23 protein-coding genes and 1 other RNA gene are annotated in these 24,926 nt (G+C 45.6%); 12 read left to right on the forward strand and 12 right to left on the reverse strand.

Annotated elements, in window-relative coordinates; all coding sequences use genetic code 11:
• Positions 1 to 94 precede the first annotated feature (94 nt).
• On the reverse strand, positions 95 to 2,620 hold the full coding sequence (locus ICN35_RS09065; protein ID WP_216126897.1) for an LPS-assembly protein LptD: 2,526 nt from the start codon (positions 2,618 to 2,620) through the stop codon (positions 95 to 97).
• A 33-nt stretch (positions 2,621 to 2,653) separates the two neighbouring features.
• Here ICN35_RS09065 and ICN35_RS09070 point away from each other — a divergent pair, with 33 nt between their 5' ends.
• From ICN35_RS09070 to ruvB, 10 genes are all read left to right on the forward strand, one after another.
• Positions 2,654 to 3,673: an aminoglycoside phosphotransferase family protein gene (locus ICN35_RS09070; RefSeq protein ID WP_216126898.1), complete on the forward strand. Its 1,020-nt coding sequence runs from the start codon at positions 2,654 to 2,656 to the stop codon at positions 3,671 to 3,673.
• Positions 3,666 to 4,382, forward strand: coding sequence for an N-acetylmuramate alpha-1-phosphate uridylyltransferase MurU (gene murU / locus ICN35_RS09075; protein WP_216126901.1), 717 nt, complete (start codon positions 3,666 to 3,668; stop codon positions 4,380 to 4,382). Before ICN35_RS09070 ends, murU begins: the two co-directional genes overlap by 8 nt.
• Positions 4,375 to 5,739 (forward strand): aminopeptidase P N-terminal domain-containing protein, encoded by a 1,365-nt coding sequence (locus tag ICN35_RS09080; protein WP_216126904.1) that lies wholly within the window; start codon positions 4,375 to 4,377, stop codon positions 5,737 to 5,739. Before murU ends, ICN35_RS09080 begins: the two co-directional genes overlap by 8 nt.
• Positions 5,740 to 5,742: 3 nt before the next feature.
• Positions 5,743 to 6,900 carry an FAD-dependent monooxygenase gene (locus tag ICN35_RS09085; RefSeq protein ID WP_216126906.1) on the forward strand — a complete coding sequence of 386 codons (1,158 nt, stop codon included), beginning with the start codon at positions 5,743 to 5,745 and terminating at the stop codon, positions 6,898 to 6,900.
• A gap of 154 nt (positions 6,901 to 7,054) precedes the next feature.
• Entirely contained in the window at positions 7,055 to 8,071 is a 1,017-nt protein-coding gene (gene dusB / locus ICN35_RS09090) for a tRNA dihydrouridine synthase DusB (protein ID WP_216126908.1), read from the forward strand.
• Positions 8,072 to 8,114: 43 nt separating this feature from the next.
• Complete coding sequence (locus tag ICN35_RS09095) at positions 8,115 to 8,354, forward strand: helix-turn-helix domain-containing protein (RefSeq protein WP_215295867.1); 240 nt, start codon at positions 8,115 to 8,117, stop codon at positions 8,352 to 8,354.
• Positions 8,355 to 8,383: 29 nt separating this feature from the next.
• Positions 8,384 to 9,964, forward strand: a complete 1,581-nt coding sequence (purH, locus tag ICN35_RS09100; RefSeq protein ID WP_216126910.1) for a bifunctional phosphoribosylaminoimidazolecarboxamide formyltransferase/IMP cyclohydrolase — start codon at positions 8,384 to 8,386, stop codon at positions 9,962 to 9,964.
• A 21-nt stretch (positions 9,965 to 9,985) separates the two neighbouring features.
• The gene (gene ruvC / locus ICN35_RS09105; protein WP_216126912.1) at positions 9,986 to 10,504 is read left to right on the forward strand and encodes a crossover junction endodeoxyribonuclease RuvC; all 519 of its coding nucleotides are present in this window, start codon (positions 9,986 to 9,988) and stop codon (positions 10,502 to 10,504) included.
• A gap of 29 nt (positions 10,505 to 10,533) precedes the next feature.
• The gene (ruvA, locus tag ICN35_RS09110) at positions 10,534 to 11,115 is read left to right on the forward strand and encodes a Holliday junction branch migration protein RuvA (RefSeq protein WP_216126914.1); all 582 of its coding nucleotides are present in this window, start codon (positions 10,534 to 10,536) and stop codon (positions 11,113 to 11,115) included.
• A 27-nt stretch (positions 11,116 to 11,142) separates the two neighbouring features.
• Positions 11,143 to 12,213, forward strand: coding sequence for a Holliday junction branch migration DNA helicase RuvB (ruvB, locus tag ICN35_RS09115; RefSeq protein WP_216126917.1), 1,071 nt, complete (start codon positions 11,143 to 11,145; stop codon positions 12,211 to 12,213).
• Between the two features lie 5 nt (positions 12,214 to 12,218).
• Here the strand turns inward: ruvB and tyrS are convergent, their stop codons facing one another.
• On the reverse strand, positions 12,219 to 13,451 hold the full coding sequence (tyrS, locus tag ICN35_RS09120; protein ID WP_216126919.1) for a tyrosine--tRNA ligase: 1,233 nt from the start codon (positions 13,449 to 13,451) through the stop codon (positions 12,219 to 12,221).
• Between the two features lie 88 nt (positions 13,452 to 13,539).
• On the opposite strand from tyrS, the gene ICN35_RS09125 reads away from it, so the two are divergent.
• Positions 13,540 to 14,667 (forward strand): anhydro-N-acetylmuramic acid kinase, encoded by a 1,128-nt coding sequence (locus ICN35_RS09125; RefSeq protein WP_216126921.1) that lies wholly within the window; start codon positions 13,540 to 13,542, stop codon positions 14,665 to 14,667.
• A gap of 6 nt (positions 14,668 to 14,673) precedes the next feature.
• Here ICN35_RS09125 and erpA read toward each other — a convergent pair whose 3' ends face one another.
• The 4 genes from erpA to rplM form a co-directional block, all read right to left on the reverse strand.
• Complete coding sequence (erpA, locus tag ICN35_RS09130; RefSeq protein ID WP_215295874.1) at positions 14,674 to 15,048, reverse strand: iron-sulfur cluster insertion protein ErpA; 375 nt, start codon at positions 15,046 to 15,048, stop codon at positions 14,674 to 14,676.
• Positions 15,049 to 15,140: 92 nt separating this feature from the next.
• Positions 15,141 to 16,199 (reverse strand): N-acetyl-gamma-glutamyl-phosphate reductase, encoded by a 1,059-nt coding sequence (gene argC / locus ICN35_RS09135; RefSeq protein ID WP_216126924.1) that lies wholly within the window; start codon positions 16,197 to 16,199, stop codon positions 15,141 to 15,143.
• 137 nt (positions 16,200 to 16,336) lie between these two features.
• Positions 16,337 to 16,738 (reverse strand): 30S ribosomal protein S9, encoded by a 402-nt coding sequence (rpsI, locus tag ICN35_RS09140; RefSeq protein WP_015422033.1) that lies wholly within the window; start codon positions 16,736 to 16,738, stop codon positions 16,337 to 16,339.
• A 9-nt stretch (positions 16,739 to 16,747) separates the two neighbouring features.
• Complete coding sequence (rplM, locus tag ICN35_RS09145) at positions 16,748 to 17,176, reverse strand: 50S ribosomal protein L13 (protein ID WP_068949468.1); 429 nt, start codon at positions 17,174 to 17,176, stop codon at positions 16,748 to 16,750.
• 417 nt (positions 17,177 to 17,593) lie between these two features.
• Here rplM and ICN35_RS09150 point away from each other — a divergent pair, with 417 nt between their 5' ends.
• A complete protein-coding gene (locus tag ICN35_RS09150; RefSeq protein WP_215319053.1) occupies positions 17,594 to 18,016 on the forward strand; it encodes an OsmC family protein in 423 nt (140 codons plus the stop codon).
• On the opposite strand, the gene rnpB is transcribed toward ICN35_RS09150, so the two are convergent.
• The 6 genes from rnpB to aspS all read right to left on the reverse strand — a co-directional run bounded on the left by rnpB (position 18,017) and on the right by aspS (position 24,917).
• An RNA gene (gene rnpB / locus ICN35_RS09155) (RNase P RNA component class A) lies at positions 18,017 to 18,323 on the reverse strand.
• A gap of 64 nt (positions 18,324 to 18,387) precedes the next feature.
• Positions 18,388 to 19,446, reverse strand: coding sequence for a dihydroorotase (pyrC, locus tag ICN35_RS09160; RefSeq protein ID WP_216126927.1), 1,059 nt, complete (start codon positions 19,444 to 19,446; stop codon positions 18,388 to 18,390).
• A 2-nt stretch (positions 19,447 to 19,448) separates the two neighbouring features.
• Positions 19,449 to 20,789 (reverse strand): glycerate kinase, encoded by a 1,341-nt coding sequence (locus ICN35_RS09165; protein ID WP_255535785.1) that lies wholly within the window; start codon positions 20,787 to 20,789, stop codon positions 19,449 to 19,451.
• A gap of 9 nt (positions 20,790 to 20,798) precedes the next feature.
• On the reverse strand, positions 20,799 to 22,622 hold the full coding sequence (locus tag ICN35_RS09170) for an ABC transporter ATP-binding protein/permease (protein WP_216126929.1): 1,824 nt from the start codon (positions 22,620 to 22,622) through the stop codon (positions 20,799 to 20,801).
• Between the two features lie 24 nt (positions 22,623 to 22,646).
• Positions 22,647 to 23,090 (reverse strand): dihydroneopterin triphosphate diphosphatase, encoded by a 444-nt coding sequence (nudB, locus tag ICN35_RS09175; protein ID WP_216126932.1) that lies wholly within the window; start codon positions 23,088 to 23,090, stop codon positions 22,647 to 22,649.
• Between the two features lie 27 nt (positions 23,091 to 23,117).
• On the reverse strand, positions 23,118 to 24,917 hold the full coding sequence (aspS, locus tag ICN35_RS09180; protein ID WP_216126935.1) for an aspartate--tRNA ligase: 1,800 nt from the start codon (positions 24,915 to 24,917) through the stop codon (positions 23,118 to 23,120).
• Positions 24,918 to 24,926: the final 9 nt, after the last annotated feature.

Below are 24,926 nucleotides of genomic sequence, written 5' to 3' on the forward strand. Positions count from 1 at the left end.
GATGCGTCTTGAGCACTAGCAATCCCTCCAATAAGAGATATCCCAAAAAAAATCACCGGGTAAATAAAAGGTTTCAACCTAATTCTGCAAAGCATCATTGATAATTCTCATATATGGATGGTGGGATTGGCTTTGAAGTTGGCATGTATCCAGGAACATTTAACTTCATAATATCAACTGGATTGCTTCCGGCGCTAGCAAAGCCCCTAAATTCGATCTGAAAGAGGATTTGGGTGGTAGTAATGAGAGAGGTATTCACAGCCTGTGAATAGGCGCCACGGAAAGTCCAGCAATCTCTCGTCCATTCCACGCCGACCAAGGTATTTAATGTTTTAATGGTCAACGCATCATAGCCCCAGCGCCCTAAGACAGAAACTTCTCGTGTGATTGGCCATTGACCGGAGAAGTTATATTGATCAGTTGTAGTGGCGGCTGGGATGAAGGTTGTCTGTCCATTTTGTGCAGATGGCTGGACTGGGGGCGACCAAACATTGCGGTATCCAAAGTTCAAACTTCTACCGAGGGTTGGTCGCCAACTTGCACCTAAGGTCGTTTGTACAAAACGATTTAATTGTGTGTTGTACTGACCAAACATATCTGCACTAAAGTTACCAAGCAGACGCACCGAAGCTGAACCCAGAGTATCAGAATAAGTGGTTGGATTAGCAATGTTGCCATTCAAGCCAACTTTTTGCCCTGTGAACTGCTGCTTTTGTGCCAGCGTAACATTAGCACGCTCAGCGCCCGTATTAGCTTCAATCATTCGACTAGTTAAACCTAATGTTGCAGCGTTGTAATCTGCAACACGGTCATTACCAATAAAAGTATTGGCTGTAAAAATTTGCGAAACGCCAAAACCGGCATCAGCCGTATCGAATACCGGTGTATTGGCCTGACTTTGATATGGAGTGAAAGCATAAAATACTCTTGGCTCCATTGTTAGCAACATATCACGCCCAAAGAAGCTTTTTAACTCAGAAGCCTCCCTCTCAAGCGCCAAACCAGAATCCAAGCTAAAAGTTGGAATCGTAAAACCCTTGGCACCAGGAACACTTCCCAGTGCATAAGGAGTAGCGTTATAAGCGTTTGACTGAAAACTTACGGTGGGTGTAATGTAATAACCAGGAGTTATCTGCGGGAGAGCCAATCCACCCTTTACTACCGTTCGGTCCGCTTGGGTATAAGCACCTGGAGGTGGCGCATTAAAGTTACTACCCAAAGCATAAGCAAAGCGGGTGTAGTCTGAAGAGAAGGTTGTCTTAGGCCCAGAGGGCAAAGACAAATACTTGCCTGTTGAATCCAAGGCTACAGGACTCAATTGGCTGTTGTATGCAGCAGTAATATTGGGTAAAACATTATATGGCGCCTGTACTAAATTATAGGGATCTGGTTGTAGGGTTTGAAAACTAGCAGCTTTAGCACCAATAGTCCAATTACTAAATGCACCAGTTAATTGTTTATTAGTCCCCACCTCTTGACGAAGCTGACTGGTGACTTGACCGGCAATGCTTTGTGAAAAGTCTGTTGGATATAAGCTGTCAGAGACTCGTGCCATATTGACATAACCACTCCAAGAACCAGGCATTGGGATGCCTCCCGGTCCAGCACCGCCCCCAAATAACTGTCTTTGCTGCCAATCATATTTCCATCTGCTAGTGCCTGTTTGCTTGTCATAAGGCAAATACTCGCCGTATGCAATACCAGAATACTCTTTCTCTAAAAACCTATAGTTTGCACCCAACATTAAACCTCGATGATTCATCTCTCGAGGTAATAAAAGCAGGTCACGATTTGGCGCAATATTGACATAGTAAGGCTGAGTAATATCTAGTCCGTTATTAGAGTTATATCCAGCAACAGGCGGCAGCAAGCCAGATCGACGTTGGTTACCAATTGGCGTAGTGAAATATGGTACATATGCAATTGGCACATCAAAGAAATGCATTACCCCATTCGTTCCAATCATTTCTTTTTGTTCGTTATCAATTTCCAAGCTACTTGCCGTGAAATACCAATCCATATTTTCTGGAGTACACGTAGAGTAAGTAGCTTTATCAAAAACAAAAATGTCTGCATTTTCAATTGTTAATTTTTTTGCAATACCGTTTCCGCGAGTATCTCTAAGCTCATACACAGGGGACTCCATGAAGCCCTCGCGAGCATCCACTTTAAATTGCCCTTTAGGGCCCTTAAAGATAGTATTGCCTTTAGACAGCTCTGCATTACCAAGCAAGTCTGCAATATCAGTATCTGGGTTATAGGTGATTTCATCAGCTTTTAAAACGGCGCCATTACGACGCATTTGCGCGCGTCCCTTCAGATGCATGTCGCGCTCAACTATTCCGTCAATAACATCACTAGAGGTAAAGGTAAGTGCTTGCCCATCGGCAATTGGCTTACCTAACCGCAATTGATCATCGAGCTTGAGAACAGTCACATTTCCACGATCTGGTAAGAGCGTGAAATTTTGTGGCGCTTGTGAAACTGGGGGCAGTGCAGCAGGAGCTTGTGCTCTTGTCAGAAGCGCAACTTGAAGCAATATCGCCCCCAACATTACGCGCAGGGTGATGGCTAAAAAAAGAGGGGCGCAAAGGCCGGCGCGACGGCGATAATGACTCATGGATCCAGACCCGCCTTATTATACGAATCGACCATGACTGACGTTCGCTTAAATACCCTTCGCAACTGGCTAAAAGCCCTCCAGCCTAGCTGGCAATTAGATCTTGATACCTTAGCACCGGCCTCGGCGGATGCCAGCTTTCGGCGCTATTTCCGGGTTAAGTCGAAAAACTCAGACTTTGCCAGCCTAATCATTATGGATGCCCCTCCCCAGCACGAACCCTTAGATGCCTTTATCAAGGTTGATTTTTTGCTCTCCGAGGCGGGTCTAAATGTGCCTAAAATTTTGGAACAAAACACTGCTGAAGGCTTTCTTCTCCTAGGCGATCTTGGTAATAAAACATACCTGAGCGAACTAAGCGATAAAACAGCAAACCACCTTTATCAGGATGCAACAGAAGCATTAGTGAAAATGCAGTTAGCAAGTAAGCCAGACGTTCTACCAAACTATGACCAAGCACTCTTGCAACGTGAATTAGATTTATTTCCAGAGTGGTATTTGAATAAATATCTTGGCATTAAATTAACAGGGCCACAACAAGGACAACTCGAGAAAATATTCGAGCTCATCCTTGAGAATAATTTAGCGCAAGTAAAGGTCTATGTGCATCGCGATTATCATTCTCGCAACCTTATGGTGACCGAAGAAAATAATCCTGGAGTGTTAGATTTTCAAGATGCGGTGTATGGACCCATTACTTATGATGCCGCTTCTTTATGGCGCGATGCCTACATTGCTTGGCCAGAAGAACGAGTCATCGATTGGGTGATTAAATTTTGGGAAGAGGGTCGTAAAGGTGGCCTACCAATGCCGGATGACTTCGGGCAGTTCTATCGCGACTTTGAATGGATGGGTTTGCAACGTCATCTCAAAGTTCTTGGAATCTTTGCAAGACTCTTTCATCGTGATGGCAAAGATGGCTATCTCAAAGATATTCCTTTGGTATTGGAATATGCGATTGCCACCGCAAATCGTTATATTGAGCTAAAACCATTGGCACGGATTTTAGAATCTACACGCACCCACAAAGAATCATCAGTAAATCATGACTGAGGTCAATCTTCTTCCTTGCTTTTTATTAGCCGCTGGTAGAGGCGAGCGTATGCGCCCTTTAACAGATAATTTACCCAAGCCTTTGCTCACCATTCAAAATAAATCATTGCTTGCGTGGCATCTAGAAACACTAGCAAATGCGGGGATTGAAAAGGTGGTGATCAATCACGCATGGTTGGGTGAAAAGATTGAAGCCTCTTTAGGCGATGGACGTCAATTTGGTCTCAATATCCAATACTCACCGGAAGGCACTGCTTTAGAAACCGCGGGCGGCATATTCAAGGCGCTACCCATCCTGCAAGCTGAAGATTATTTTTTGGTGATCAATGGGGATGTATTTAGTCCGAACTTGCCAGTGAGCAAAATTTTGGGGATAGCTTCTAAGTTAAGAAATGACTCCAACAAAATCTTAGCTCACCTCCTCATGGTGCCAAACCCTAGCCACCATCCTGATGGTGACTTTTATCTTAAAGAGGCACAGGTAAACCCTCAGGATCCTGGGGGAGCCGAAAAGTTGACCTTTTCAGGGATTGGCATTTACCACAAAGATCTCTTTAAAGATCTAGAAATGGGTATCCAGGCTAAGCTGGCGCCCCTCCTCAAAGCTGCCATGGCGCAAAATCAAGTGTCTGGTGAAAAATATGTCGGTCCGTGGCACGATGTAGGTACGCCACAACGCTTACAAGAGCTCAATGCAGCATATGAATAAAACCGATATTTATCAGCTTCGCAGAAATGCTTTAGCAAAACACATTTTTAGTAAAACTGGCGGTGGCATTGCTGTTATTGCAACTGCGCCAGAGCTCGCACGTAATCGCGATAGCGACTTTCCCTATCGTCATGACAGTGATTTTTACTATCTCACAGGATTTGAAGAGCCCGGCGCAACCTTAGTAATGAAAGTTGCTAGAAGTGGAAAAAGTTATCGACTCGAGTCACATTTATTTTGTAGGCCCAAAGATCTCGAACGTGAAATTTGGGATGGCATTCGTTTAGGACCAGAAGCTGCACCAGAAATACTGGGCATCGAGTTTGCGCATAGCAACCAAGAGCTTGATCAAAAGCTTGGTGAATTATTAGCAGATCAAGATGCTGTTTATGTGCGATTAGCCGAAAGTGCGGAGTTAGATCGACGTATACGCGACTGGATGAAACAATTAAGAGGGCAAGCTCGCAGCGGCATCAACCCACCATCAGAATTTCATGATATTGAGGTACTGATTCATGAAATGCGCTTATTTAAAGATATTCATGAAATCGAGATCATGCGGCGTGCTGCTGCGATCTCTGCAAGAGCACATATCCGTGCGATACAAGCCTGTAAACCTGGTATGCGGGAGTATCAACTCGAAGCTGAATTACTTCATGAATTCCGCAACAGTGGCTCACAAAGTATTGCCTACAACAGTATTGTTGCTGGTGGCGCCAACGCTTGCATCCTTCACTATCGTGCAGGCTCTACTGAATTACTAAGCGGTGAACTTTGTCTCATTGATGCTGGTTGCGAGTTAGATGGCTATGCATCGGATATCACGCGCACATTTCCAGTCAATGGAAAATTTACCGGCCCACAACGTGCTCTCTATAACATTACCCTTGCGGCACAAGAAGCAGCCATTGCAGTAACAAAACCGGGAAATACTTTCATGCAACCCCATGAAGCAGCACTCAAAGTGCTTACCCAAGGCTTACTCGATGAAAAACTTCTCAAACTTACAGAATTAGGTTCTTTGGAAAACGCCATTGAAACTGCCGCCTACCGCCGCTTCTATATGCATCGCACTTCCCATTGGCTGGGCATGGATGTTCATGACGTAGGTTCTTATCGCGAGTCAATGCCTAGCTCGCAAGAAGAAAAACCTTGGCGCATTCTAAAAAGTGGTATGGTCATCACCATCGAACCTGGCTTATATGTCAGACCTGCAGACGATATCGATCAAGCGTTTTGGAATATTGGCATCCGCATTGAAGATGATGCTGTCATCACTGAATCAGGTTGTGAATTGATTTCTCGTGGCGTACCAGTTAAAGCTGATGAAATCGAAGCGCTCATGAAAAATAACTAAAGAATGAGTCCCAAAGACTGCGACATCTTGATTCATGGGGGCGGGCCTGTTGGGCTTGCCTGCGCTGCATGGATTTTGCAAAAGTTTCCCGAAGCAAAACTGACGCTACTAGACCGTAATCCTGCCGATGACGCAGAGCTTGTAGCTGCTGATAGTAGAGGTATTGCCCTTTCACATGGTAGCAAGCTCCTACTAGATACGATCCATGCATGGCCATCAGATTGCGCTGATATCCATCGTGTACATGTCTCGCAAGCGGGTCGCTTTGGTCGCGCACTCATGACACGCGAAGAGCTTCGTCAGGATGCACTTGGTCACATTATTCGTTATCGTGACATTCACATTACGCTTCGCCAAGCCTTAAGAAATATTCAGGTAAAGAGCCCGAATTTTATTTGGCAACCTATTGATAGCAATGTTGAGCATGACCATATCAATGCTCAGTGCGTAGTCCACGCCGAAGGCGGACTCTTTAAAAAACAAGATTGGGTGGAATCTGGTCGAGACTATGGGCAATCAGCCTTAGTAGGATTAGTTGAAGTAGAAAATGCCATACCTTATCAAGCCTGGGAGCGCTTTACTGCCGAAGGACCGCTGGCAGTATTACCGAGTCACTACGGACCCAATATTCTTAATCTCGTTTGGTGTGGCTCACCAGAATCCTCACATCAACGCTTGCAATTGAGTGATGCTGAATTTTTAACATCCTTACAAAATGAATTTGGCTCACGCATTGGCCGTTTTCTCAAAATTCAAGATCGTCGTTTATTTGAACTTGGCCTGAACTATCGCAAACAAATTACTAAAGACCATGAAGTATGGATTGGCAATGCAGCTCAAGCTTTGCATCCTGTTGCAGGTCAAGGCTTGAACTTAGGTTTACGAGATGCTTACTTATTAGCGGAAAAATTGGCGGGGCTATTTTCCAGCGCGCTTGATCAGCAAACAGCAGTGCAGATTCAAAATACTTTGGAAAGTTATGCACAAAGTCGTAAAGCCGATAGAACCACAACGATTGGTTTGACAGACTTGATGGCAAGAGTATTCACCTCAAATCTCGCCCCCGTAGTTGTCGCTCGAGGATTGGCCTTATCAGCCCTTCAGTGGCTTCCACCAGTCAAAACAGCCTTGGCTCGCCAGATGATGTTTGGCAGGCGCTAAGGGGCTTCAAAAGCCTTCAAACTCCAAACATTCAGTAGTTCATCTGAAGCAAGTAATCTGCCTAAAAAATAGGCAGATTTTGGTCTGACTGTGCTAAAGTGTCATGCTTTTCGCAAAATACCCACCGAGTCGCCCCAGCACAAACCCGCAATAGATGAAGATTGGCCCTCATACCCTCGCAAATAGACTCTTTGTCGCACCCATGGCAGGAGTAACAGATCGTCCATTTAGGCAGCTTTGTAAGCAATTAGGTGCTGGGTACGCCGTCTCAGAGATGGTGGCTTCTAATGCTCTTTTGTGGAAAAGCGAAAAAACCCAACGTCGTGCCAATCATATTGGCGAATTCAAACCGATTGCAGTCCAAATTGCTGGTGCAGATCCCGCAATGATGGCTGCAGCAGCAAAAATGAATGTAGACCATGGTGCGCAAATTATCGACATCAATATGGGCTGCCCCGCAAAGAAAGTTTGTAACGTTGCTGCAGGCTCGGCATTACTCCGTGATGAACCACTTGTACAACAAATATTAGAAGCGGTTGTTAATGCAGTCGGCGTTGGCCCAGATGCAGTACCGGTGACTTTAAAAATTCGGACTGGCTGGGATCGTGAGCATAAAAATGCAATCGAGATTGCACGCCTTGCTGAAAATTGCGGCATCTCCATGCTTACCGTTCATGGCCGTACGCGTGCCGACCTTTATCTAGGTGAAGCAGAATATGAAACAATCACCGCCGTTAAAAACAGTGTGGATATTCCTGTGGTTGCGAATGGCGATATCAATAGCCCAGAAAAAGCAGTATTTGTTTTAGAAAGCACTGGTGCCGATGCCATCATGATTGGTCGTGCCGCACAAGGGCGCCCCTGGATCTTTCGTGAAATCAATCATTACTTAGAGACTGGTGGCAAGCTACCCACTCCAGAGATTAAAGAAATTCAGAAAATCATGAATGCCCATCTTTTAGATCACTATGAGTTCTACGGTGAATACATTGGCCTTCGCACAGCCCGCAAACATATCGGCTGGTATTGCAAAGGTTTGCGAGACTCACATGCTTTTCGTCAGCGTATGAATACTGCAGATGATTGCAAAACCCAATTACAAATGGTCAATGATTATTTTGATGAAATGAAATCTCATTCTGACCGCCTACTCTTTTTAGAAGCAGCCTAATTTTTCGACTTTAAGCACCAAATTCATATATCAATTCATATTTATGACCAATAAACACCCGATCACCGAATGCATTGAAACGCAATTACAGGTTTACTTAAATGATCTCAAGGGTACGCCACCAAACGGCATCTATCAAATGGTGTTGGCCGTGGTAGAAAAACCAATGCTTGAACTCGTTATGCAACATGCCAAACAAAATCAATCTTTAGCTGCTCAATACCTTGGTATCAACCGCAATACCCTGCACAAGAAATTAGTTGAACATCAGCTCATTAAATAAACAGTTATTTATTAAACCTTCCAAAACTTATGATCCGTACAGCGCTTCTCTCCGTATCCGATAAAAAGGGCATTGTGCCTTTCGCTAAAGCTCTTCATGAGCAAGGAATCAAACTCATTTCTACCGGCGGTACGGCAAAGCTATTAGCCGAAAATAATCTGCCCGTAGTCGAAGTATCTTCTTTAACTCAATTTCCTGAAATGCTAGATGGCCGCGTAAAAACACTTCACCCAATGGTACATGGTGGCTTATTGGCTCGTAGAGACTTTCCTGAGCACATGGCGGCCCTGAAGAAGCATGGCATCGACACAATCGATATGCTCGTAATCAATCTCTACCCCTTCAATGAGACAGTGGCAAAAGAAAGCTGCTCCTTTGAGGATGCAGTTGAGAACATCGACATCGGTGGCCCTGCGATGTTACGTGCAGCAGCAAAAAATCATCAAGATGTCACCGTCTTAATTTCACCAGAAGATTACGCGCCAGTATTGGCTGAAATGAAAGCCAACAACAATACAGTTTCATATAAGACGAACTTAGCATTGGCTAAAAAAGTATTTGCACATACTGCTCAATACGATGGTGCCATTGCCAATTATCTGTCCGCATTGGGCGATGACCTAGATCACAAAGCCCGCTCTGCTTATCCAAAAACGTTGCATCTGGCTTTTGAAAAAGTACAAGAGATGCGTTATGGAGAAAACCCACATCAATCTGCTGCGTTCTACAAAGATATTTACCCAGTAACTGGCGCTCTTGCAAGCTATCAGCAGTTGCAAGGCAAAGAGCTTTCTTACAACAATATCGCTGATGCTGACTCTGCTTGGGAATGTGTCAAAAGCTTTTCTGACAATGCTGACGGCGCAGCAGCCTGTGTCATCATCAAGCATGCCAATCCCTGTGGCGTAGCTGTTGGCGCAACAGCACTAGAAGCCTATCAAAAAGCTTTTAAAACAGATCCGAGTTCAGCTTTTGGTGGAATTATTGCCTTTAATGTTCTCTGCGACGGCGCTGCTGCTGAGGCTATTTCCAAGCAATTTGTCGAAGTATTAATTGCTCCAAGCTTTAGCGATGAAGCGAAAGCAATCTTTGCAGTTAAGCAAAATGTACGTCTTCTGGAAATTCCACTCGGCACTGCATTTAATCATTTTGATTTCAAGCGCGTTGGCGGTGGTTTACTAGTTCAATCGCCAGATGCAAAGAATGTTCTTCAAAGTGAGATGCGCGTTGTTAGCCAAAGACAGCCAACTCCAAGCGAAATGAATGACATGATGTTTGCATGGCGAGTAGCCAAGTTCGTCAAATCCAATGCCATTGTGTATTGCGCTAATGGCATGACCCTCGGCATTGGCGCAGGCCAAATGAGCCGGGTTGACTCTGCACGTATGGCTAGCATTAAAGCTGAAAATGCAGGCTTAAGCCTAAAAGGTTCAGCAGTTGCCAGTGATGCCTTCTTCCCATTTCGCGATGGTCTGGATGTGGTTGTTAATGGCGGCGCGAGCTGTGCGATTCAACCAGGAGGCAGTATGCGTGATGATGAAATCATTGCTGCAGCAAATGAACATGGCATTGCCATGATCTTTACTGGCACTCGTCACTTCCGTCATTAAGTAAGGGAAGAAAAAATACGCATGCGTTGGATTGGAATCGACCCGGGTTTGCGTACTACTGGCTTTGGTGTCATCGATGTTGACGGCCAAAAACTGACCTATATAGCCTCTGGAACGATTGAAAGTGGTGATCCTGCCAAGGGCTTGCCTGAGCGCTTAGGCGCCCTCTATGCTGGCCTTAAAGAAGTTCTAGAAACCTATCACCCAGAGTCTGCTGCAATTGAAGAAGTCTTTTTAAACGTTAATCCACGTTCAACTTTGATGTTGGGTCAAGCGAGAGGCGCTGTTATTGCCGCACTCGTTGCAGAAAAGCTCCCCGTTGCCGAATACAGTGCCCTTCGCGTTAAGCAAGCCATTGTTGGAACAGGTCGCGCAGCCAAACCTCAAGTACAAGAGATGGTGAAACGTCTCCTCAGATTAAATCGTGCACCAGGGACTGATGCTTCTGATGCATTAGGCGTCGCCATCTGCGCGGCCCATCACGCTCAAATACCAAAAGCTATTACTGCAGCATTAACCTCCAAGAAACGCAGTAAGTAAAAATACACTTCACAGGTTAAGATCTCTACATGATTGGTCGTATTCAAGGAATCCTCGTTTCAATTCATCCACCTCGCCTCTTGGTCGATTGCCAAGGCATTGGTTATGAAGTGGATGTGCCCATGAGTACCTTGTATCAATTACCCCAAGCAGGTCAAAAAATCACCCTTCTCACTCACTTCCAAGTGCGTGAGGATGCGCAGCAACTCTTTGGTTTTGCTACTGAGACAGAGCGCGAAGCATTTCGACAGCTCATTAAGATCAGCGGTGTTGGCTCTAGAACTGCATTAGCAGTTCTCTCTGGCATGAGTGTGAACGAGTTGGCTCAAGCAATCGCTCTTCAAGAAGCTGGACGTCTGACCCAAGTTCCTGGTATTGGTAAAAAGACTGCTGAGCGTCTTTGCTTAGAACTGAAAGGTAAGCTTGCCCCAGACTTAGGAATTACTACCGGCAAACCTCAAGCATTAGATGCCAATAGTGAAGTGCTACAAGCACTGCTTGCTTTAGGCTATTCAGAAAAAGAAGCGCTCTTAGCCCTCAAGCAAATCCCGCCAGACACTTCGGTTTCCGATGGCATTCGGATGGGTTTAAAGTATTTATCTAAGACCTGATTAGCTAAACCCCACTAAACTGGCAGTATGGCAATTCATACAGACGACCTCAGCTCTATCCCTGAAGATTTACCGGAGAATAATGACCGCATTGTTAGTGGCGCGGTAGGTAATTCTGAAGCTGTCTTTGAAAGAGCTTTACGCCCAAAACAACTCGACGAGTATGTTGGTCAAACAAAAGCGCGTGCCCAATTAGAAATCTTTATTAGCGCCACTAGAGCACGTCAAGAAGCCCTTGATCATGTTTTGCTATTTGGTCCTCCAGGTCTTGGTAAAACTACGCTTGCACACATTATTGCGCGAGAGTTGGGCGTCAACTTGCGCCAAACCAGCGGTCCTGTTCTAGATAGGCCTGGCGACCTCGCTGCATTGTTAACGAATTTAGAAACTAATGATGTGCTCTTCATTGATGAAATTCATCGTCTCTCTCCAGTAGTTGAGGAGATCCTGTATCCAGCGCTTGAAGACTATAGCCTTGATATCATGATCGGTGAAGGGCCTGCAGCGCGTAGCGTCAAGATCGACCTCAAACCATTTACATTAATTGGCGCAACGACTCGCGCAGGCATGCTTACCAATCCATTGCGTGATCGCTTTGGAATTGTGGCAAGACTCGAGTTCTACACCACTGAAGAGCTCACCAAAATCATCAATCGCTCGGCAAGTTTGCTTAAGGCAAGTATTGATCCAGAGGGATCTATAGAGATTGCAAAACGTGCCCGTGGCACTCCGCGTATTGCCAATCGCTTACTGCGTCGTGTACGTGACTATGCAGAAGTAAAAGGCACTGGCACGATTACCAAAGCCATGGCTGATGCCGCACTGAAGATGTTGGATGTTGATCCAAGTGGTTTTGATGTGATGGATAGAAAATTGCTTGAAGCTATCTTGCGCAAGTTTGATGGTGGTCCAGTCGGGATTGATAACCTAGCTGCAGCAATTGGCGAGGAACGTGACACGATAGAGGATGTCTTAGAACCTTACCTCATTCAGCAAGGTTATCTACAGAGAACGTCTCGCGGTCGTGTAGCAACTCGGCAAGCTTATGAGCACTTTGGTTTAACCCCACCTAGTGGCAGTGCTAGCCTAGACCTCTAAACTCATTAACTCAGCGTTACCTTAGCAAACTTACGCTTACCAACCTGCACAACATAGGTTCCAGCCTCAATTTTGGCTTGTTTATCTGTTACGGTAGCGCCATCAATCTTTACACCACTTTGCTCAACATTACGCATCGCTTCTGATGTAGATGGTGCTAAGCCGGCAGCCTTGAGGAGGCTGGCAATTCCCATGGGGGCTCCAGAGAGATTTACTTCTGGGATGTCATCAGGGACGCCGCCTTTAGCACGGTGATTAAAGTCTTCTAAGGCTTTTTCTGCCGCAGCCTGAGAATGAAAGCGCGCAACGATTTCTTGCGCAAGCAATACTTTGCAGTCTTTTGGGTTTCGTACAGCAGCAACTTCTTGCTTCATCAAATCAATTTCTGACATTGGGCGGAATGACAGCAATGTGAAGTAATCCCACATCAAATCATCTGAGATGCTTAAGAGCTTGCCAAACATTTCTCCAGCGGGCTCACTAATACCGATGTAATTCCCTTTGGACTTACTCATCTTCTCAACGCCATCCAAACCAACCAAGAGCGGCATAGTCAAAATACATTGAGGCTCTTGGCCATATTCACGCTGGAGTTCACGACCAACCAAGAGATTAAATTTTTGATCAGTACCACCAAGCTCTAAATCACTCTTCAGAGCAACCGAGTCATAGCCCTGCATCAAAGGATATAAGAACTCATGAATAGAAATCGGTACACCATTGCGATAGCGTTTCGTAAAGTCATCGCGCTCTAACATACGAGCAACGGTATGTTTCGCAGCCAACTGAATCATGCCGCGTGCGCCTAAAGGATCACACCATTCGCTGTTGTAGCGCACTTCTGTTTTAGCTGGATCGAGCACCATGCTTGCTTGACGATAATAAGTCTCGGCATTAACAGCAATCTCTTCTGCAGTTAATGGTGGACGAGTAGTATTGCGGCCCGATGGATCGCCGATCATGCTGGTGAAGTCACCGATCAAGAAAATCACGGTATGACCTAAATCTTGCAACTGACGTAATTTATTCAGAACAACCGTATGACCTAAATGAATATCAGGAGCAGTTGGATCCAAACCCAGTTTGATTCTGAGTGGGGTCTTAGTGGCCTGGCTACGAGCCAGCTTTTGTACCCAGTCAGCCTCAACTAATAGCTCATCACAGCCACGTTTAGTGACTTCGACTGCAGCAAAGACTTCGGGAGTCAAAGGATATTTTTGTTCAGGTTTAGCCGTCATGCTGATTCGATTAACTGTTTCAGTTAAATTAGTATTTAAATTGCTAAAGCATAATTGTCGCATCCTTGAGAGCTAAACCCAGAACCCCATGAACAAGTCCGATTCTCATTACATTGGCCTAATGTCTGGCACCAGCCTGGATGGGATTGATGCCGTTCTAGCAAAAATTGGGCCCAATGGTCAAACGAGCGCAGTAGAGGCTTTTAGCGCACCCTTTGCCCCCGATCTTCGAAAAGCCCTTTTTGATCTGCAAACTCCAGGCCCCAATGAGCTCGATAGGGAGAGGCGAGCTGGTAACGCCTTGGCCCTAGCCTATGCCGAGGCAGTGGTCACATTACTTAACAAAGCGAATTTGCAGGCATCGGATATCACTGCTATTGGCGCCCATGGGCAAACTATTCGCCATCAGCCTCATCTTGGAGATTTAGCATACACACACCAAACTCTCAATCCAGCTCTCTTAGCTGAAAAGACCGGTATTGATGTCATTGCAGATTTTAGAAGTCGCGATCTTGCTGCTGGGGGTCAGGGTGCCCCATTAGTGCCAGCTTTTCATGCACAACAATTTTCTGCAACAAAAAGCATCGCAGTCTTAAATATTGGCGGCATCGCCAATCTCACTCTTATTCCAAATGGCGGTGAAATTACTGGTTTTGATTGTGGCCCTGGAAATATGTTGATGGATGCTTGGATACATCAACATCAAGGAAATGCTTTTGATGAGAATGGTAAATGGGCATTACAAGGTAAAGTGAATACAGAGCTGCTGGCAAGAATGTTGTCAGATCCCTTCTTTGCAAAAGCTCCACCAAAAAGTACGGGAAGAGATGATTTTCATCTTAACTGGTTGCAAGAAAAACTAGGGGATGTGAATCATTCCATTGAAGATGTGCAAGCAACCCTATTGCACCTAAGCGCTCATTCAGCGCTAGAAGCCTTAGTACGTCATGGCCCACAAACCCAGAAGCTGATTGTCTGCGGAGGCGGCGCCAAAAACCAAGCCTTGATGAATTTACTCAAAGTGAAGGCACAGCATTTCTTTACAGAGCCTTTAGAAATTACAACGAGTGATTCTGTTGGTATCGATCCGCAACTCGTTGAAGGCCTCGCTTTTGCTTGGCTTGCCTGGGCTCATAAAGAAAAACGGCCAGCAAATTTGCTAGCCGTTACAGGAGCGAAGGGCCCTAGAATTCTAGGTGCTTGCTATCCAGCGTAGTAGATTTTAAGCGGAGAAAGAAGAGCCACAACCACAAGTGGTTGTTGCATTTGGATTTTTAATCACAAATTGTGAGCCGTTGATGTCCTCTTTGTAATCAATCTCAGCACCCACTAAATATTGGAAGCTCATTGAATCGACTAACAAAGTAACGCCATTCTTTTCAAAAAGGGTGTCATCTTCATTCACAGCATCATCAAATGTGAAGCCGTATTGAAAACCTGAGCATCCACCACCTTGAACGAACACACGTAACTTCAACTCTGGATTACCTTCTTCAGCAATCAAATCAGCCACTTTTGCAGCAGCGCTATCCGTGAATACCAAAGGGGTTGGTGGCTCGGCTAAATCTTGTGCAGGTTGCGTAGCTAATTGGGTCATGATTTACTCCTAATTCAAAAGACGATAACTCTATTCTAGGCTTTAAATGCCTAGTCTGCTGAAGGGTCATTACTGATCACCCAGATACCCGATTATGGAGAAACGGCTATTTGGTTAAGCCCAGTAGTTTCTGGTAAGCCAAACATGAGGTTCATACACTGTACGCCCTGACCTGAAGCACCCTTCACTAGATTGTCTTCCACTACCAAAATGACCAAAGTGTCCCCACCTCCTGGCCGGTGGATCGCAATCCGAATGCCATTACTACCCCGCACTGAACGCGTCTCTGGATGACTGCCAGCAGGCATTACATCGACAAAAGGCTCACCCTGATAGAAGTTCTCATAGAGCTTTTGGTAATCAACATCCATTCCGGCATCGGTCAGGCGGACATATAAAGTCGAGTGTATGCCTCTTACCATTGGGGTGAGATGCGGCACAAATGTCAGACCAATCTGATCGTGACCTGCAATCGCCTTCAAACCTTGCACGATTTCAGGAAGATGGCGATGGCCTTTAACACCATAGGCTTTAAAGTTATCACTTGCCTCAGATAGCAATGTGCCAATCTCGGCTTTACGTCCAGCACCAGATGTTCCTGACTTGGAGTCAGAAATAATGTGATTACCATCAATCAACTGCTTGCCGCCAGTAGATTTTGGAGAGAGTAATGGTGCAAGCCCAAGTTGCACTGAAGTTGGATAACAACCAGCTAAGCCGACAACACGTGCTTTTTTAATAGCCTCGCGGTTTATCTCCGCCAAACCATAAACAGCTTCAGCTAAAATCCCTGGGCAGTTATGCTCCATGCCATACCACTTGGCAAATTCTTTAACATCTTTCAAACGGAAGTCCGCCGCAAGATCCAAAATCTTCACATTGCTTGCAAGTAATTCTTTTGCTTGTGCCATTGCAACACCATGCGGGGTTGCAAAGAACACTGCATCACATTCGTTTAATTTGGCTTCATCCGGTGTTGTAAATTTCAGATCAACACGACCACGCAAAGATGGGAACATTTCGGCTACTGGCATACCAGCCTCAGTGCGAGATGTAATAGCAACTATTTTGACTTCAGGATGCTGGGCCAATAAACGCAGTAGCTCAACCCCGGTATATCCTGTGCCGCCAACGATGCCAACCTTAATCATGTCTTTCTCCAAAATCCTGTATTCCCAATCACTCTATTTTTACAGAGTAATACAACATTCTTACAATTTGCTTCATTGTAGAAACAAAAAGGGCCGCTTGCGCGACCCTTTCGATAAAACTGAAGCGACTGAAAGAATTAGCGCTTGCTGAACTGCTTACGACGACGAGCGCCATGCAGACCAACTTTTTTACGCTCAACTTCACGAGCATCGCGAGTAACCAAGCCTGCTTTAGACAGAGTTGGTTTCAGAGCGTTGTCGTAATCGATCAATGCACGAGTCACACCGTGACGAACTGCACCAGCTTGGCCAGTTTCACCGCCACCAGAAACGTTTACTTTGATATCAAAGGTCGTTAAGTGGGCTGTGAGAGCCAAAGGCTGACGAGCGATCATGCGCGATGTTTCACGAGCAAAATAAGCATCGATAGGCTTACCGTTAACAGTAATTTCGCCTTTGCCAGATTTAATAAAAACGCGCGCAACAGAACTCTTGCGGCGACCGGTACCGTAATTCCAATTTCCGTAATTAATAGCCATTTGGTTTCCTTAAATCTCTAACGCTTTAGGCTGTTGAGCCGTGTGCGGATGATTAGCATCGCCATAAACTTTCAATTTCTTGATCATGGCATAGCCTAGTGGGCCTTTTGGCAACATACCCTTCACAGCCTTCTCCAAAGCGCGGCCTGGAAAACGGTCTTGCATCTTGTCGAAGTTAGTCGAGCTAATACCACCTGGGTATCCGCTGTGACGGTAATAAATCTTGTTCAAGCCTTTTGTGCCAGTGACACGCAGCTTAGATGAATTGATCACGACGATAAAGTCGCCAGTATCAACGTGTGGTGTGAATTCAGGCTTGTGCTTGCCGCGTAGACGGTGTGCCACTTCACTGGCGACACGACCGAGGACTTTGTCCGTAGCGTCAATCACGAACCATTCACGCTTTACCTCATGGGATTTTGCGGAAAAAGTTTTCATGATTTCTCAAATTGTTATAGTCAAAAAATTACCCCAACCAAACTACGTCCACCTTGGCCCTGCTTATGTTTGCAAGCTCGCAGATTCTGCAATCTAACTGGTACAACAAATCACCGCTGACTGGTTCGGTAATTCAGTAAAGCCTTGAATTGTAACCCAAAAAAAACCCAGGAACGAGTCCTGGGTTGGAATCCACCTATGTTTGGGTGGAGGAGACACTGGGTGGTAAATCTCAGTCTTATACAAGACTGACTACCAATATGGTTATTCTACACAAGATTTATGGTGCAATGCAAAAAAATTGACCAAAATCAATTTTCTGATGTTTTTTAGCCCAAATTTAGGGCAATACTAATATATAGAAATTGGTAAACTATTGATAATATTGATTAATTTATTAAGTTAGGGATCACTAATATGGAATGTCGAGTCTCTTGGTTGGGTAATGGCGGTATGGCTTTTTCAGCTGAAACCGGCAGTGGGCATCTTGTCAATATGGACGGAGCCCCTGAAGCAGGCGGCAGAAACCTAGCTCCAAGGCCGATGGAACTCCTTCTGGCTGGAGCTGGAGGTTGTTCCGCATTTGATGTGGTTTTAATCCTACAAAAGGCTCGCCAAGCAGTTACAGCCTGCGATGTCACCCTTCAGGCAGAAAGAGCCTCTGAGGACCCCAAAGTCTTTACCAAGATTAATTTGCACTTCATCGTTAAAGGCAAAGACTTAGAGCAAACCAAAGTGGATCGCGCCGTGAAGCTTTCTCATGAAAAGTATTGCTCCGCCACTACCATGCTGGCTAAAACTGCTGAGCTGACTTACAGCGTCGAAGTCATTTCGGAATAAGTGCAGAGTCAATCGATAAGCCGGATTCTGTCGCCTAGATTCGCACCTAGGGGCAATCATTCCTCTAGGCCGTTAGTTACCTAACGGCTCAAGCTCCCTACCCGCAGACTCAGCGGGACGCCTCATCGTCTGCATACTTGGGATTGCTCCAGGTGGAGGTTACCGCGTTTCACCGTAACTAAATACGCTCGTCTCTGTGGCCCTATTCCTCACGTCACCGTGGATGGCCGTTAGCCATCACCCTACCCTGTGGAGTCCGGACTTTCCTCCCCCTCAATAAAGAGGCGGCGATTGCCTAATTGACTCTGCGCCTGCAGTCTAACGCAGACGGAGCAAATTGGCTTGAAAACGAAGGACTAGCGTATGTAGATTTAAATCAACGACCAGGCAATTGTTTCGCCTGCGCGCAGCGGCACAATCGTCGTATCACCTAAAGGCAATTCTGCAGGAATACGTTGCGCCTGTTTGGAAAGAGTAATTTTTTTACTATTGCGTGGCAAAGAATAAAAATCAGGACCAAAGAAACTGGCAAAGCCTTCAAGTTGATCCAATTTGCCAACACTCTCGAATGCCTCAGCATATAAACCCAAAGCATTAAATGCACTATAGCAACCAGCACAACCGCAAGCAGCCTCTTTAGCGCCCTTCGCATGTGGCGCGCTATCGGTACCCAAGAAGAAACGAGGATTGCTGCTAGTAGCAGCCTCTAGCAAGGCAACGCGATGCTCTTCACGCTTGAGTACTGGCAAACAGTAGTTGTGTGGACGAATACCGCCAGCAAAGATCGCATTGCGGTTCATGAGCAAATGCTGTGGGGTGATCGTCGCAGCAATCGTATTCTTTCCGTCAGTCGAGGTATCACGGACATAGTGCGCCGCCTGTTTTGTCGTAATGTGCTCAAACACTATTTTGAGCTCAGGAAAATCTTTGCGCAATGGCTCCAGAACTTGATCAATAAATACAGCTTCGCGATCAAAGATATCAACGTCAGCATGAGTCACTTCACCATGCACTAGCAAAGGCATTCCAACAGTTTGCATCGCCTCTAAAGCTTGATAGCAACGCTTAATATCACTAACACCCGCATCGCTATTTGTCGTAGCACCTGCAGGATATAGCTTGAATCCAACTATGCCTTCTGCCTTAGCTTTACGCACCTCATCCGCTGAAGTGTTATCAGTTAGATATAAAGTCATCAGCGGCGTAAAACTGCCAATACCTAATGATTTCAAATTCGATTCAATGCGAGCTTGATAAGCCTTGGCCAAATCCACGGTAGTGACTGGTGGCTTCAAATTTGGCATGATGATCGCGCGTGCAAATTGACGAGCAGTGTCAGCTAATACATCCTTCATTACTTCGCCATCACGAATGTGTAAATGCCAATCGTCTGGCTGAATTAATTCAATTTGTATGGAACTATTGGACATCATTATTTATCGAGCAAGATAATGCGGAAATCATTCACATTTGTGAGTGTAGGGCCAGTTTCCACTAAAGCTCCTAATTCTGCAAAGAAACCATAGCAATCATGTGCCGCCAAGAATGTTTCTGGCACAAGCCCTTGAGGTTGAGCTAGTTTTCGAACTTCACCATCAAACCATGCGCCGGCATTTTTCTCGCTGCCATCAATACCGTCGGTATCTGCCGCTAAGGCAGCAATGTTGGATAAATCTGCACTAGCAGCAAAAAGGGATAAAAGATATTCACTGCAACGACCGCCGCGCCCCTTAAGCCCTGCAGGAATCGTCACCGTGCATTCACCACCAGAAATAAGAGCCAAGGGCTTGTCACCTTTTGCTAAATACTCACGAACCAAATTTGCTTGACTCACTCCAACCTCTTGAGCTTCACCGGTAATGGTGTCACCCAGAACAACAGGTTCATATCCTAGGGTACGCACATAATCAGCTGCTGCTTCTAAACTTTTATATGCGGTAGCAATCACATGATTGGCTACTTGCGCATCTACCAAATCAATGTCTTTTAAGGTTTCTGGCTTCTCTCCGGCTAAACCTTGCTTGAGATGATTCAAAACAGTTGTAGGCACTGCGTCAGTACCTAAGTGATATTTTTCTAAGATATTCAGTGCATCTAAATAGGTTGAATAGTCAGCAGCACAAGGACCGCTCGCAATATCTGCTGGAGAATCCCCAGTCACATCTGAAATTAATAAAGCTTCAACACGAGCACCGCGTGCAATCGCAACCCTTGCTAAGTTGCCACCCAGAATTGCTGATAAATGTTTGCGCACTATATTCATCTCTTCAATCGGTGCACCACTGCGCAGGAGTGCCTCAGTAGTCTTGCGCATATCTTCAATCGAAATGCCCTCGACCGGCAAGGTTAGAAGACTAGAACCGCCGCCTGATACCAAAGCAATTAAGACATCCCCAGCTTGAAGCTCATTAGCCAAAGCCAACACTTCCTTTGCGCCATCCATACCAGCCTGATCAGGCACCGGATGACCAGCCTCCACAATCTTGATGTGAGCTGTTGGAGAGCTGTGGCCATAGCGCGTCAGAACCACACCATTTATCTTTGTCTGGGGCCAGTTTACTTTTGCATAAGACTCTAGGGCACTTGCCATAGATGCACTTGCTTTGCCGGCACCAACTACCAAGCATTTACCTTGTGGCTCCTGCCCAAATGGAAATATCTTTGCTAAGTATTGCGGGACAATCACCTGCGGATCCGCTACCGATACGGCAGCAGCAAAGGCATTCTTGAGAATAGCCTCTGTAGTAACTGATGGATTCATTTGCTGCGTCATGAAGCTATTCTAATCAAGTGCCGCTCGTTCCTGCATTTGCCACATCTCGGCATACCTCCCATTAGCAGCCAGTAACTCAGGATGAGTGCCACGCTCCACAATCTGACCATGATCCATCACCAAGATTTGATCGGCATGAATAATGGTTGACAGTCGATGTGCAATGATCAGAGTTGTTCGATTTTTGGCCAAACCGAGTAATTCTTCCTGAAAAGCCCTCTCCGTTTTAGAGTCTAAAGCTGAAGTAGCCTCATCAAAAATCAACATTGCGGGTTTTTTAAGTAAAGTTCTGGCAATTGCCACACGCTGCTTTTCGCCACCTGATAGCTTCAGGCCCCGCTCGCCTACTTGGGTCTCATAACCCTCAGGCAAACGTTTAATAAAGCCATCGATTTGCGCTGCCCTTGCAGCCTCATGAACTTCGTCAATTGTTGCTGAAGGATCACCATAGGCAATGTTGTAACCAATGGTGTCATTGAACAAAACCGTATCTTGGGGAACGATGCCAATGGCTTTACGCAAACTTGCCTGTGTCACATCTTGAAGGTTTTGACCATCAATCAAGATTTTTCCAGACTGCACATCATAGAATCGAAAGAGCAATCTAGCTAAGGTACTCTTGCCTGCACCACTTTGACCCACAACCGCAGTAATAGTACCGGCGGGAATGTTGAAGCTGACATCACGCAAAATTTCACGCTTAGCATCGTAGTGAAAAGATACATTCTCAAAACGGACATCTGGCCCGTGACCACGATGATCGATTCGCAATGGATGTGCATTCGGTGAATCAGCAATCTCTTTATCGGTATTGAGTAATGAAAACATTCGCTCCATGTCCGTTAGAGACTGTTTGATCTCGCGATAAATCACACCCAAGAAATTGAGTGGAATATACAACTGGATCATTAAAGTGTTTACTAATACAAGGTCGCCAAGAGTCATGGTGCCGTCTACTACGCCGAGTGTAGCGCGCCACAAAATTAAGACTAAGCCAATGGCAATGATTGTTTGCTGTCCAAAGTTGAGAACTGCTAAAGATTTTTGCGACTTAATAGCAGCGGCCTGGTAGCGCACTAAATTTTTGTCGTAACGACTAGCTTCAAAAGCCTCATTACCAAAATACTTTACCGTCTCAAAATTTAATAAAGAATCAATGGCTTTCTGATTCGCCTTTGAATCCATGTCATTCATAGTCTTGCGAAAATGGGTACGCCACTCCGTGACTACTACAGTAAATACGATATAGAAAACCAAAGCGCACAAGGTAATTGCTGCAAACCAAATATCATATGAGTACGCCAAATAGCCCAACACCAAAATGAACTCAACAAGCGTTGGTAGGATGCTATAGAGCGAATAAGAAATCAGCGACTGAATACCGCGAGTACCACGTTCAATATCTCGACTGACACCTCCAGTTTGACGAGCCAGATGAAAGCTCAGCGCCAAAGCATGTAAATGCTCAAAGACCTGGAGAGCCACTTTGCGGACAGCATTTTGGGTCACCCTAGCGAAGAGAAACTCACGCAACTCAGCAAACAAGGATGCAGCCATTCGGAGGAGCCCGTAAGCCAGAATGAGCCCTACTGGAACTACAAGTAAGACTTGTGGAGAGTCTGCCCTGAGGTTTAAATCATCAATTAAACGCTTCAGCAAAATAGGGATACCTAGATTGGTAACCTTAGCAGCCACTAAGCAAGCCAGAGCAATCGCAACTCTAAATTTATATTCCAGTAGATAGGGAATTAAATCGCGAATAACCTTCCAGTCACTTCCCTGTGAGGGCTTGGAATCTGCGCTACCGTGATGGTGTCCCGATGAATGTCTCATCGCTCTATCTTATTCGCTTCTAGTTCAGTTCGCTAAAAACAATTTCAGAATCGCTTCACCATTGCTAGGAGAAAAACATTTCTGAGCTGCCTCTGCAAATGGCAACCAATCATAAGCAACATGCTCTCTTGGGGAAAGGTGAATGGAAGTATTTTCTGGAACCTGCAGCGCAAACCAATGTTCAGTATTTCTGGTGACGCCAGGCGCATATCGAAAGCGCCACTCTGGATAGATCTCATATTCGATCTGGTGATGCAAATTGCGCAGCGCATCTGCTGGCAGCTGGTCAACGGCAATCCCCGTTTCTTCGAAAACCTCACGGGTAGCCGCTTGAGCTAAATCTTCATCTGACCTATCCAAGCTACCAGTAACGGATTGCCAAAAGCCTGCACGATCAGCACGCTCTATCAATAAAACATCCCTATTCGATTTGTAGATAACGACTAAAACCGAGATAGGTATTTTCAAGATAGCGCCGATACGGCTTGAATTGTTTTAAGCAGCCGGCGCTGCTTGGCGCAAGCGGATATGCAACTCACGCAACTGACGCTCATCTACTGGGCTAGGCGCTTGGGTTAATAAGCATTGTGCACGTTGTGTTTTAGGGAAAGCAATGACATCACGAATGGACTCAGCACCAGTCATCATGGTCACAATACGATCTAAGCCGAAGGCAATACCGCCATGTGGGGGCGCACCGTATTGAAGTGCATCTAATAAAAAGCCAAACTTTGCTTGAGCTTCTTCAGCACCAATCTTCAATGCGCGGAAAACCTGACTTTGTACCGCCTCTTGGTGAATACGAACAGAACCGCCGCCGATTTCACTACCATTTAGAACCATGTCATAAGCCTTAGCCAAGCACTTGCCTGGATCAGACTCGAGGTACTTCATGTGCTCATCCTTCGGGCTGGTGAATGGATGATGGCAAGCAACCCAACGGGCTTCGCCTTCGTCGTAATCAAACATCGGGAAATCTACTACCCACAATGGCTTCCATGCTTCGGTAAAGAGGCCATGCTCTTTACCCCAAGCAGAGTGACCAATACGCAAGCGCAGGTTGCCGATGGCATCATTCACCACTTTTTCTTTATCAGCACCAAAGAAAATGATGTCGCCGTCTTTAGCACCAGTCCGTTTCAAGATGCCTTCGATCGCAGCATCATGCAAGTTTTTCACAATCGGTGATTGCAAACCATTGCGGCCTTCAGCGATAGAGTTCACTTTGATCCATGCCAAACCTTTGGCGCCATAGATACTGACAAACTGGGTGTAGTCATCAATTTCACTACGACTGATCTCGGCGCCACCTGGTACACATAAGCCCACTACTCGGCCACCTTCTTGATTTGCTGCGCCTGAGAAGACCTTGAAATCAACGTCTTTCATCAAATCTGTCAATTCAGTGAATTCAAAGTTGACACGCAAATCTGGCTTATCGGAACCAAAACGCGCCATACCCTCTGAGTAAGGCATGGTTGGAAATGGATTAGGCAATTCCACATTCATGGTTTTCTTAAAAATATGACGAATCATGTTTTCAAAGAGATCGCGAATCTCAATCTCGCTCAAGAAAGCCGTTTCACAGTCGATTTGAGTAAATTCTGGTTGACGATCTGCACGTAAATCTTCGTCACGGAAACATTTGGTAATTTGATAGTAACGATCAAAACCAGCCACCATCAACAGCTGCTTAAACAACTGGGGAGACTGCGGCAAAGCAAAGAACTGACCATCATGCACACGGGATGGAACCAAATAGTCGCGCGCACCTTCAGGCGTACTCTTGGTGAGCATCGGTGTTTCAATATCAATAAAGCCCGCTTCGTCTAAATAGCGGCGGCACTCCATTGCAACGTTATAACGCAAGCGTAGATTCTTTTGCATTTGTGGACGACGCAAATCCAATACACGATGAGTCAAACGAGTGGTCTCGGATAAATTCTCATCATCAATCTGGAACGGTGGAGTAATAGAAGCATTAACAATAACCAGGTTGTGACAGAGAATTTCTACTTTACCGCTAACCAAATCGGTATTCTCTGTGCCAGCAGGGCGTGCGCGAACCAAACCTTTAATCTGAATGCAGAACTCATTGCGCACTTGCTCAGCAAGGGCAAACATCTCCGGACGATCTGGATCACAAACTACCTGCACAAAACCTTCGCGATCACGCAAGTCAATAAAGATGACGCCTCCGTGGTCACGACGGCGGTTAACCCAGCCTGAGAGTGTGACCTCTTGACCAATCAGTGAATCGGTTACTTGGCCGCAAGTATGGCTACGCATTGACATAACAATTTC

Source organism: Polynucleobacter sp. es-GGE-1, assembly GCF_018882005.1.
In the GTDB taxonomy this organism is placed as follows: Bacteria; Pseudomonadota; Gammaproteobacteria; order Burkholderiales; family Burkholderiaceae; genus Polynucleobacter.

Coding starts and splice junctions, on each gene's coding strand:
- ICN35_RS09065 (WP_216126897.1), bottom strand. CDS start 2,620: ATGAGTCATTATCGCCGTCGCGCCGGCCTTTGCGCCCCTCTTTTTTTA.
- ICN35_RS09070 (WP_216126898.1), top strand. CDS start 2,654: ATGACTGACGTTCGCTTAAATACCCTTCGCAACTGGCTAAAAGCCCTC.
- murU (WP_216126901.1), top strand. CDS start 3,666: ATGACTGAGGTCAATCTTCTTCCTTGCTTTTTATTAGCCGCTGGTAGA.
- ICN35_RS09080 (WP_216126904.1), top strand. CDS start 4,375: ATGAATAAAACCGATATTTATCAGCTTCGCAGAAATGCTTTAGCAAAA.
- ICN35_RS09085 (WP_216126906.1), top strand. CDS start 5,743: ATGAGTCCCAAAGACTGCGACATCTTGATTCATGGGGGCGGGCCTGTT.
- dusB (WP_216126908.1), top strand. CDS start 7,055: ATGAAGATTGGCCCTCATACCCTCGCAAATAGACTCTTTGTCGCACCC.
- ICN35_RS09095 (WP_215295867.1), top strand. CDS start 8,115: ATGACCAATAAACACCCGATCACCGAATGCATTGAAACGCAATTACAG.
- purH (WP_216126910.1), top strand. CDS start 8,384: ATGATCCGTACAGCGCTTCTCTCCGTATCCGATAAAAAGGGCATTGTG.
- ruvC (WP_216126912.1), top strand. CDS start 9,986: ATGCGTTGGATTGGAATCGACCCGGGTTTGCGTACTACTGGCTTTGGT.
- ruvA (WP_216126914.1), top strand. CDS start 10,534: ATGATTGGTCGTATTCAAGGAATCCTCGTTTCAATTCATCCACCTCGC.
- ruvB (WP_216126917.1), top strand. CDS start 11,143: ATGGCAATTCATACAGACGACCTCAGCTCTATCCCTGAAGATTTACCG.
- tyrS (WP_216126919.1), bottom strand. CDS start 13,451: ATGACGGCTAAACCTGAACAAAAATATCCTTTGACTCCCGAAGTCTTT.
- ICN35_RS09125 (WP_216126921.1), top strand. CDS start 13,540: ATGAACAAGTCCGATTCTCATTACATTGGCCTAATGTCTGGCACCAGC.
- erpA (WP_215295874.1), bottom strand. CDS start 15,048: ATGACCCAATTAGCTACGCAACCTGCACAAGATTTAGCCGAGCCACCA.
- argC (WP_216126924.1), bottom strand. CDS start 16,199: ATGATTAAGGTTGGCATCGTTGGCGGCACAGGATATACCGGGGTTGAG.
- rpsI (WP_015422033.1), bottom strand. CDS start 16,738: ATGGCTATTAATTACGGAAATTGGAATTACGGTACCGGTCGCCGCAAG.
- rplM (WP_068949468.1), bottom strand. CDS start 17,176: ATGAAAACTTTTTCCGCAAAATCCCATGAGGTAAAGCGTGAATGGTTC.
- ICN35_RS09150 (WP_215319053.1), top strand. CDS start 17,594: ATGGAATGTCGAGTCTCTTGGTTGGGTAATGGCGGTATGGCTTTTTCA.
- pyrC (WP_216126927.1), bottom strand. CDS start 19,446: ATGTCCAATAGTTCCATACAAATTGAATTAATTCAGCCAGACGATTGG.
- ICN35_RS09165 (WP_255535785.1), bottom strand. CDS start 20,789: ATGACGCAGCAAATGAATCCATCAGTTACTACAGAGGCTATTCTCAAG.
- ICN35_RS09170 (WP_216126929.1), bottom strand. CDS start 22,622: ATGAGACATTCATCGGGACACCATCACGGTAGCGCAGATTCCAAGCCC.
- aspS (WP_216126935.1), bottom strand. CDS start 24,917: ATGTCAATGCGTAGCCATACTTGCGGCCAAGTAACCGATTCACTGATT.